This window comes from Halomonas halocynthiae DSM 14573, assembly GCF_000425725.1.
In the GTDB taxonomy this organism is placed as follows: Bacteria; Pseudomonadota; Gammaproteobacteria; order Pseudomonadales; family Halomonadaceae; genus Halomonas; species Halomonas halocynthiae.
The window spans coordinates 25,182-34,889 of record NZ_KE384441.1 but is presented as its reverse complement, the minus strand read 5'-3'; the positions used below and the strand labels follow the sequence as shown (position 1 = coordinate 34,889).

The window sequence follows — 9,708 nt, the reverse complement described above, 5'->3', positions numbered from 1 at the left end:
AACAGCACAGAAGACTGCAGGACACACCCTAGCTGCGGCCTGTGACTCAACTACTGGTTGCTCACTCGGCTTCAGGCCTCATGGCGGGAAATAGCAGTACGTCGCGGATCGAGGAGCTGTCAGTGAACAGCATCACCAGCCGATCAATACCGATGCCTTCACCAGCGGTAGGTGGCATACCCACTTCCAAGGCGCGCACATAGTCGGCGTCGAAGTACATGGCTTCCATATCGCCAGCGTCTTTTTCAGCCACTTGCTCAGCAAAACGATCAGCCTGATCTTCAGCATCGTTAAGCTCAGAGAAGCCATTGGCGAGCTCTCGGCCACCGACGAAGAACTCGAAACGCTCGGTGACGAAGGGATCACTATCTTTACGCCGCGACAGAGGGCTGACTTCAGTGGGGTAGTCAGTGATAAACGTCGGCTGCTCCAGCAGGTGCTCAACGGTCTCTTCAAAGATTTCCATCTGCACTCGGCCCAGACCCCAGCTATCTTTCACCGTGATGCCAAGCCCGCGGGCAATCTCACGGGCAGCCACATCATCAGACAGCGCGACATCGTCGATGCCTGGGTTGTACTCGACAATGGCGTTGAACACACTCATGCGCGCGAAGGATTTGCCAAAGTCATATTCGATGGTTTCAACCACCTCACCCTGAGCATCACGCCGCGTATTCGTCACCAGCGGGCTGCCCAGCACGTCCGTGGCGATGCTGCGCAGCATCTCTTCGGTCAGGTCCATCAGGTCGTTATAGTCTGCATAGGCCTGATAGAACTCAATCATGGTGAACTCGGGGTTATGTCGCGTAGACAGCCCTTCGTTACGGAAGTTACGGTTAATTTCAAACACCCGCTCGAAACCGCCCACTACTAAGCGCTTGAGATACAGCTCTGGGGCAATACGCAGGTACATATCCAAATCTAGGGCGTTATGGTGCGTCACGAAAGGACGCGCCGTTGCACCACCCGGAATCTGCTGCAGCATGGGTGTTTCGACTTCCATGAAACCACGCCCTTCAAAGAAGCGACGCATGGCGCTGACCACTTTGGCCCGCGTCTCGAAGACCTGGCGAGACTCAGGGTTCATGATCAAATCTACATACCGCTGACGATAACGGGCTTCCATATCCGTCAGTCCGTGAAACTTGTCAGGCAATGGCCTCAGGCTCTTGGTTAGCAGCTGCGCCTCTTCCATCATCACATACAAGTCGCCCTTGCCCGATTTATGCACTGGGCCACGCGCAGCGACGATATCGCCAATATCCCAGCCTTTGATATCACCCAGCACAGCCTCAGGCAGGCCTTTTTTATCCACATACAGCTGGATCTGTCCAGACACATCCTGGATCACGATAAAAGGGCCGCGTTTGCGCATGATGCGCCCAGCCACGGCAGCAGAACGCGCCAACGCCTCAAGCGCTGATTTATCCTTATCCCCCAACTCAGCATGCAGCTCAGCGGCTAGACTGTCACGACGAAAGTCATTGGGGAAGGCGCTACCACCTTCGCTTTCAGCGCTTTTGCGGCGTTCGGCAAGCTTGGCTCGACGCTCTGCAATCAGATGGTTTTCATCGTGCTGTGAAGAATCCTGATGAGACATGATTGTGCCTAGTTATCCTGCCGGTTTGAGAGAAAGGCGTCGCATGGTCCGCACATGAGCGAAACCGGACTAGAGCCCTTGTTTAAGACTCGCTTCAATAAACTGGTTCAGCTCGCCGTCCAACACGCGGTCGCAGTTACTGGTCTGTACGCCAGTACGCAAGTCCTTAATGCGCTGATCATCCAGCACGTAGGAACGTATCTGACTGCCCCAGCCAATATCTGCCTTGGAGTCTTCCGCCGCTTGCTTGGCCTCGTTGCGTTTGTCCATCTCGTATTCCCACAACCTTGCGCGGAGTTGCTTCATGGCAAAGTCACGGTTGGCATGTTGGCTGCGCTGGCTCTGACACGCCACCACAATACCTGTCGGCTCGTGGGTAATACGCACAGCGGAATCCGTGGTATTAACGTGCTGCCCGCCGGCACCACTGGAACGATAGGTGTCGGTACGCAAATCTGCCGGATTGATTTCAACCTCGAAGGTATCATCAATCTCTGGCGAGACGAATACAGACGTAAAGGACGTGTGACGACGGCCACCTGAGTCGAACGGGCTCTTACGCACCAGACGATGAACGCCCGTTTCGGTGCGCAGCCAGCCAAACGCATAATCGCCCTGCACATGGATGGTCGCCGACTTGATACCCGCTACCTCACCAGCAGAAAGCTCGGTGATATCAGCTTTGAAGCCGTTGTGTTCCGCCCAACGTAGATACATGCGCAGCAGCATGTTGGCCCAGTCCTGGGCCTCGGTGCCGCCAGAACCGGCCTGAATGTCGAGGTAGGCACCGTTAGCATCCATCTCTCCGGAGAACATGCGCCGAAATTCCAGCTTGGCCAGACTCTGCTGCAGTGAGTCAAGCTCACGCTCAACCTCAGCAACGGTGTCTTCGTCGTCCTCCATCTCGGCCAGCTCTAGCAGGTCGGCATTATCGCCAACGCCCTGCTCCAGCTCATCGATGGTCTGCACAACTTGTTCTAACGCCGCACGTTCCTTGCCCAGTTTCTGGGCATAGTCTGGGTCATTCCAGACATTAGGATCTTCCAGTTCGCGCGACACTTCTTCTAGCCGATCTTTCTTCTCGGCATAGTCAAAGATACCCCCTCAGGACGTCTGTCCGCTCGGACAGGTCCTTGAGAAGGTTATGAATCGGATTAGTTTCCATGAAGCTCGCCCTGCTGCTTGCCGATATCTACTGTTTGAATACAGAGACATGGGAAATAAAAGAAAAAACGACCCTTAGGGCCGCATCACAAAGGGAGAGTATTGTAGCCAAAGCAGCGAAGCCCGTCATCTTGGGCATCGGCATAACAGCCAGTCGGAACCTTCATCGCCGGATAAATCCGACGTTGACAAAAAACCACCACACCCACAACCCACACTGTGGAAGCCTGAGTTGCTGAGTCGTTACCCGGCGATGGGGTTGGGCCTAGTCATAACAGTAGTCTGCATCGCCGGATAAATCCGACGCCCACAAAACCACTGCCCCAACCCCCAAAGCGTCAACCTGGAAGCGCCAACCTAGAAGCGATAGGTCATCTGTGCGCCAATGCCGTGAGCTTCGTTCTTGTACTTAGCTGAGTAGCTGGTACCACCGATGCCGCCGAGATGATCACTGCGAACCTGTTCCACATCGGTCGTGCGCTCGGTCAGATAGGAATAAGCCACGTCAATGGTCAAGTCGTCCATCGGCGTCCAGCCGGCACCCAACGAGAAGATACGACGATCATCGGACGGAATACGGACACTGCGGTGCTCATCGTTGCTCGGCGTGTTGTCGAGGGTCAAGCCGGCACGCAACACCCATTCTGGATTCAACTGGTACTCACCACCCGCAGCAAAGGCCCACGAGTTGCTATAGTTTTGCGTTTCCTTGGTGATTTCCGGAATCGTATCACCTGTCACACGGATTTCCTGGAACTTGCTCCAGCGCGACCAAGAGGCACCAAACATTAATTTGAGATTGTCAGACATCTGTTGCGTCACAGAGAAGTTGACGGTTTCAGGCGTCGTCAGCTTTAAGTGCGCACTATCCTTCTGAATCGCATTGCCGAACGGGTCAACGGCTTTAAAGTCGCCCTCTAAGTTGTACTTCACCTCTGAGCGATACGTCAGACCCAAGGTAGTTTCCGGCACCGGCTGATACATCACGCCCAGGTTATAGCCCCAAGCATCATCATCGCCTTTTACACGAGCATCAACGTCACCTGCTTGGTTATAGCCGGGTTCGCTAGGAATCTGACGATGCAGCTCACCTTCAACGCGGTTATAGGTCACGCCAGCACCCACCGACCACTGGTCATTGAAGCGATACGACACTGTCGGCTGAGCACTGATTACAGTGACTTCGGTATAGTTACCAAAGTAACGACCCTGGAAGTCTTTCTCATAATCCGTTTTTGAACCAAAGGGGGCATAAACACCAAAACCGAACGCCAGTTGATCATTCACTGGGTGCGCATAAAACGCATAAGGAACCGCCTTATTACCAACCATATCACCGTTGCTGGTGCCCGGCACGCCCCCTACTGGCACTTGCACACCATTCGGTGCGCCACCCATTGCAACTCCTGAGTCTATATTGCGCGTAGCACTGACGTTGCTGATGTCATTTTTAACATGCAAATACGTGCCACCAGCAGAGATCTGGGCACGATCCAAAAACGACATGCCCGCCGGGTTGCCGAATACAATTGTCGCATCTTCAACATTAGAGCTACGCCCTGCGTGGCCATAACCCTGACCACTGACGCTTTGTTCGTTGAGCTGAAAACCGCCAGCCTGTACCTGGCCGGCAGCAAGAAGAACAGATGCCGAGGCAACGGCGATACTGAGAGCATTGAGCTTGTTATTCATGGCGCGATACACCCTGTCTATTGTGACTGTTTTATTATGCGTGTCGTATGACGCTTCTCATCTGCACCTATGCTGTGCTGACGCTGACCCCAGTGTTCGCGAAACAGCCCCTTATGATCAAGGCCAAACGCTCGTTTTAATTTAAAAACCTCTCCTACTTTAGTCGCACTAGATAAATAATCTCTATATTTCAATTGGTTAATTAACACGCTGTCAGGGAACTTACCTTCAAACCTAAACATTCTTGACCTTTGTGTAACACACAGGTTCTACACTATAGCCAACCTTTCTTCTTTTCGAGGCCACCATGAAAGTCAGCGAACTGGCCCATGAAGCCGACGTTACCGCCGAAACCGTACGCCATTACACGCGCGAAGCACTGCTGAAACCCAGCCGAAACCCAGACAACGGCTATCAGATATACACTCAGCACGACCTTGAGCGACTACGTTTCATTCAACGTGCGCGCACGCTCGGGTTCAGTGTGGTTGAAATTCGCGAAATCCTTGAGCAGGCCGACCAGGGCGACTCGCCCTGCCCTCTGGTGCGTGATTTTCTGGCCAGCCGCCTACCCGAAATACGCCAGCGCATTGTTGAGCTTCAAGCACTTGCCACGCGCATGGAGCAGGCACTAACCACTTGGGCCGAGATGCCTGACGGCATGCCCGATGGCCATAGCCTGTGCCAGCTGATCGAGAACTTTCCCGAACCGCTAATGCCCCGCGACACCTCAAACCCCGCCAAGGAGACCCCATGAGTATCCGCACCACTTTCCAGCGCAACGTGGCCAGCATGAGCTGCCAGGGCTGCGTCAGTAAGATGCGCAAGGTCATCCAGGCTGAAGACCCACAGGCTGAGGTGACAGGCTTCCCAGACGAAAAGCGCTTGGAAACCACCACCACACTCGATGGCAAGCATCTCGACCACCTACTTACCGAGGCAGGTTTCACGCCAAACGAACTCAACAAAGAATGTACCAGTGAGCAAACTGAGCGCGCGTCATCCCCAGCACAGCACAGCCCAAACAAAGAACGCGCCGCGAGCCGCACACACCGACTGGCCATCAGCGGTATGACCTGCGCCAGCTGCGTAAAGAGCGTGCAGCAGGCATTGGAAAAAACTCAAGGGGTGACATCGGCAACCGTTAACTTCGGTACCCATACTGCTCAAGTTCACGGCAGCGCCAATGAAGAAGCATTGATCGCTGCGGTCGATAGCGTCGGCTATAGCGCCGAACCCATCGTCGACATGCGCGAGGCCGAGTCCAGCCGTGCTGACAAAGAGCAGCGCGACTATAAAAAACGTCTGCATGGCAGTTTTTGGTCGCTGGCACTCGCCGTGCCACTAATGGCCAGCATGTTCTTTTTTCATCCCCAGCCAGTGGGCGCTGGGCGAATCTACTGGGCGGCTATTGGTGTACTAACACTTTTGGTAATGGCATTTCCTGGGCGTCACTTTTTTGTCAACGCGTGGAAAAATGCCCGCCATCACCAGGCTAATATGGACACCCTAGTCGCCATGGGCACCGGCACCGCTTGGCTGTATTCCATGGTGGTGGTATTTCTTGGCAGCTGGCTGCCCGAGGTCGCACGCGGGATTTACTTTGAAGCATCAGCCATGGTTATCGGCTTAATCTTACTGGGCAACGCCGTAGAGTTACGCGCTCGGGGCCGCACCAGCGATGCACTTAAACGCTTACTTGACCTACAAAGTAAGACCGCACGGGTTATTCGCGATGGCGCAGAATATGAAATCGACATCGACGACGTGCGTAAGGACGACCAAATTCGTGTGCGCCCGGGGGAACGCTTGCCGGTCGATGGCGAAGTCACCGAGGGCCAAAGCCATATCGACGAGTCAATGCTAACTGGCGAGCCGTTACCCGTCGCCAAAGGCCAGGGCGATGAGGTCAGTGCCGGTACAGTTAATGGTCGTGGTGGGCTGGTCTATCGTGCTACCCGGGTGGGCACCGATACTCGGCTGGGACAAATTACTGAGCAAGTCGCCAGTGCCCAGAACTCACGCCCACCGATTGGTGACCTGGCCGATAAGGTCTCTAGCGTGTTCGTGCCCTCAGTCATGATCATTGCCGTACTCACTGCACTGGCCTGGTTCAATTTTGGCGCCGAACCACGCGTTATTCATATGCTGGTCACCGCGACCACGGTGCTGATCATTGCGTGTCCCTGTGCGTTAGGCCTGGCTACACCGATTTCGACCATGATTGGCGTCGGCAAGGCCGCCGAACATGGCGTGCTGGTAAGAAACGGCGAAGCACTGCAAACCGCCAGCAAACTGACCACGCTGGTGGTAGATAAAACCGGCACACTGACCGAAGGCAAGCCACGCGTTACCGAAGCCAGAGTGTTTGCAGGCGATGAACAACAGACACTGGGACTGGCAGCGGCACTTGAGCGCGGCTCAGAGCACCCACTGGCCACTGCCGTACTGAGCTATTGCGAAACGCATGATGCCGCTGAACGTGACATCCGCGATTTCGACAGCATTACCGGGCGCGGCGTCACGGCACACTCCTGTGACAACCAACCCTGTGACAACCAGACCCTGCTGCTGGGCAATGCCACGCTAATGGAAGAAAACACTATCAGCCTGAGTCTGGGGCGCGATTTCGCCAGCGGCCTCGAAGACGACGCTCGCACAGTGGTGTATCTCGCGGTAGGCGGTGAGCTAGCAGCTATCTTTGGCATTAGCGACCCACTGCGTGACGACAGCATCGCGGCGGTGAAGCGCCTGCAAGACGACGGTTTGACCGTGGTTATGCTGACCGGTGATAACGAACACACCGCTCGCGCCATCGCCCGTGCGGTGGGTATTGATGACTTTCGCGCGGGGTTACTGCCCGAAGACAAACACGCCGAAATTGAGCGCCGACAACGCCAAGGAGAAATTGTCGGCATGGTTGGCGACGGTATTAATGACGCCCCAGCGCTGGCACGTGCTAACGTCGGCTTTGCTATTGGGCAAGGGACTGATGTCGCTATCGAAAGCGCCGGCATTACGCTAATTCGCGGCTCGCTGCACGGCATTGCTGACGCCATCGAAATCAGCCAGGCCACGCTTAAAAATATCAGGCAGAACCTCGTCGGCGCATTCGGTTACAACATCGTATGCATTCCCATCGCAGCCGGTGTGCTGTATCCGTTTACCGGCATGCTGCTATCACCCATGATTGCTGGCGCTGCCATGTCGCTATCGTCGATTACTGTCGTCAGCAACGCCAACCGATTACGCCTGCTCAAAACACACGGTACTGACAGCACCGATGCACCCAAACCTCAGGAGGCTCACTCATGAGTATGCTGATTACACTAGTGGTCAATTGTTTAGGGCTGGGGCTAATTGGCCTAATTGTGTGGTGGTTCTGGATGAGTAAAGATACCCCTGAAAGCCGCTGAACCGTATCAGCTCAGCGGCTCAGCGTGCTCAATCATCAACTGCAACGACTCGCGCCCACGAAAACGGTTACGGTTTAAGCGATACGCGCAACGTAGCGTATCGCCGATAGCAAACGCTGGCAGTTCGCCGGGCGACAAGGCGCGAAACCAGATGCTGCGGATACTGGCTGAGCCGCTGGACAGCGTCATCATCAGGTGTGTGCCATCCGCACCCACTGGTCGCAGCGACTCCACCAAGAACTCACCCTGGAACAATGGGGCATCAAACTCGCGTCCATAAGGGCCCAGCGCGTCCAGCTCATCTAGGGTGAGCAGCGATAACTGGCTTGGCGACAGCTCGCCATCGGTCAAAATGCGGGGGTACAGCGCTAGGCCACCCAGCTGCTCATCGACCGCTTGACGCAACGCCGTGCAAAAGGCGCTTAGCTGATCGCGTGGCACCCCCACACCAGCCGCACCACGATGCCCGCCAAAGCGCGGCAAGCTATACGGTGCCAGCTCATAGACGCGTTGCAACGCGTCACGCAGGTGCAACGCCTCAATAGAGCGGCCTGAGCCGGTCAGCATGTCTGGCGTAGTCGCTGGCGTCATTACCAGCGCCGGTCGGCCATAGGCCTGGACCAGCCGCGAGGCCACAATGCCCTGCACCCCAGGGTGACCATCTTCTAACACGATAATCAGCACCGCCACATTCTCAGCTAACTGGGGCAGCGCCAGCGCCTTGGCTTGCTCGGCCATATCCGCCTCAATGGCCTTACGCGACTGATTATCCTCATCCAGCGTGGTCAGATGCCGCGACGCCGTCGCGTCATTGCTAGCCAGCATGTAGTGCAGCGCCGCGTAAGGGTCATCAAGACGAGAACGGGCATTGATGCGCGGTCCCATCTGAAAACCCAGTGTTTCGGCGCTGAAGGGCACGCTGTCTGCTCCCAAGCGCTCAGCCATGGCGCGCCAGCACGCCTCGTCCATACGATTAATCAGCTTGAGCCCCTGGCTAACCACTGCGCGGTTAGCGGCACTGGCACCTAGCGAAACGCAATCTGCTACGGTGCCCAGCGCCACATAGGAAAGCCAAGGCGAAAGCTTGGGCGTTTCTTGGCCAATCACACCCCATTCGATCAGCACCGAACGGGTCAGCGACATTGTCAGCCAAGCCACCATACAGCCAGCAATGGTCGGGTCAGGGTAGTCACAGTCGTCCCGAGTGGGGTTAACCGTGGCATAGGCAGAAGCTGGCGGCCCCTCCAGCGGCAAAGCATGATGATCGGTCACCACCACATCGATACCAGCACCTTTAAGCCGAGCGATACGTGGCTCGTCACTGCTGCCACAGTCGGCCGTTATCACTAGGCTGGGGGCAGGCGATAAGGCAAGTGTGCGCTCTACCAGCGGTAGGCTAATGCCATAACCATCATTAATACGATGACCAATCAGACTATGCAGACGACATTCTGGCACACCGAATAGCTCGCCCAACGTACGCCGGATAACCACATGGGAAGTAATGCCGTCGACGTCATAGTCGGTCAAGATACCGATCGATTCACCATCGATGACTGCCTTGGCAATACGCTCGGCGGCACGCCTAGCATCCTTGAGCCGCTCAGGGTGCGCCAGGTGACGCAGGCCAGGCGATATCAGCGGCTCAAGCGGGCCTTGAGTGTTCGCCAAACGACCAGCAAAAACCCGCGCCTGCAGTGGCGTCAAGCCTTCAGCCAAAGCGCGGGCTTCTAGCTCAGCGTCGCGCAAGCGCGGTTCCAGCCGGGGCCTTAGCGCGTCTGTTAATTCGTCCACGGGCGCACTCGTTGTCCTGCCCGCCGTATCACTGAACGGCAC

Annotated in this window: 6 protein-coding genes; 2 read left to right on the top strand and 4 right to left on the bottom strand. The window is 55.9% G+C overall.

Annotated elements, in window-relative coordinates:
- Positions 1-61: 61 nt before the first annotated feature.
- The 3 genes from lysS to H616_RS0112000 form a co-directional block, all read right to left on the bottom strand.
- The gene (gene lysS, locus H616_RS0112010) at positions 62-1,600 is read right to left on the bottom strand and encodes a lysine--tRNA ligase (RefSeq protein WP_027967586.1); all 1,539 of its coding nucleotides are present in this window, start codon (positions 1,598-1,600) and stop codon (positions 62-64) included.
- Positions 1,601-1,669: 69 nt separating this feature from the next.
- Positions 1,670-2,765, bottom strand: a protein-coding gene (prfB, locus tag H616_RS0112005) for a peptide chain release factor 2 (protein WP_156906462.1) whose coding sequence is annotated in 2 segments (ribosomal slippage) — positions 1,670-2,692 and positions 2,694-2,765 — 1,095 coding nt in all. Because the reading frame shifts where the segments join, the coding sequence is not laid out codon by codon here.
- 356 nt (positions 2,766-3,121) lie between these two features.
- On the bottom strand, positions 3,122-4,456 hold the full coding sequence (locus tag H616_RS0112000; protein WP_027967584.1) for an OmpP1/FadL family transporter: 1,335 nt from the start codon (positions 4,454-4,456) through the stop codon (positions 3,122-3,124).
- Positions 4,457-4,763: 307 nt separating this feature from the next.
- Between H616_RS0112000 and H616_RS0111995 the strand changes: the two genes are divergently transcribed.
- Both H616_RS0111995 and H616_RS0111990 read left to right on the top strand, forming a co-directional pair.
- A complete protein-coding gene (locus H616_RS0111995; RefSeq protein ID WP_027967583.1) occupies positions 4,764-5,213 on the top strand; it encodes a MerR family transcriptional regulator in 450 nt (149 codons plus the stop codon).
- On the top strand, positions 5,210-7,771 hold the full coding sequence (locus tag H616_RS0111990; RefSeq protein ID WP_027967582.1) for a heavy metal translocating P-type ATPase: 2,562 nt from the start codon (positions 5,210-5,212) through the stop codon (positions 7,769-7,771). Before H616_RS0111995 ends, H616_RS0111990 begins: the two co-directional genes overlap by 4 nt.
- Positions 7,772-7,878: 107 nt before the next feature.
- On the opposite strand, the gene H616_RS0111980 is transcribed toward H616_RS0111990, so the two are convergent.
- Positions 7,879-9,666, bottom strand: a complete 1,788-nt coding sequence (locus tag H616_RS0111980) for a single-stranded-DNA-specific exonuclease RecJ (RefSeq protein WP_027967581.1) — start codon at positions 9,664-9,666, stop codon at positions 7,879-7,881.
- Positions 9,667-9,708 lie beyond the last annotated feature (42 nt).

Bases quoted from the DNA above. Each gene is read 5' to 3' on its own strand.
- H616_RS0111995 (WP_027967583.1), top strand. From the start codon at position 4,764: ATGAAAGTCAGCGAACTGGCCCATGAAGCCGACGTTACCGCCGAAACC.
- H616_RS0111990 (WP_027967582.1), top strand. From the start codon at position 5,210: ATGAGTATCCGCACCACTTTCCAGCGCAACGTGGCCAGCATGAGCTGC.
- lysS (WP_027967586.1), bottom strand. From the start codon at position 1,600: ATGTCTCATCAGGATTCTTCACAGCACGATGAAAACCATCTGATTGCA.
- H616_RS0112000 (WP_027967584.1), bottom strand. From the start codon at position 4,456: ATGAATAACAAGCTCAATGCTCTCAGTATCGCCGTTGCCTCGGCATCT.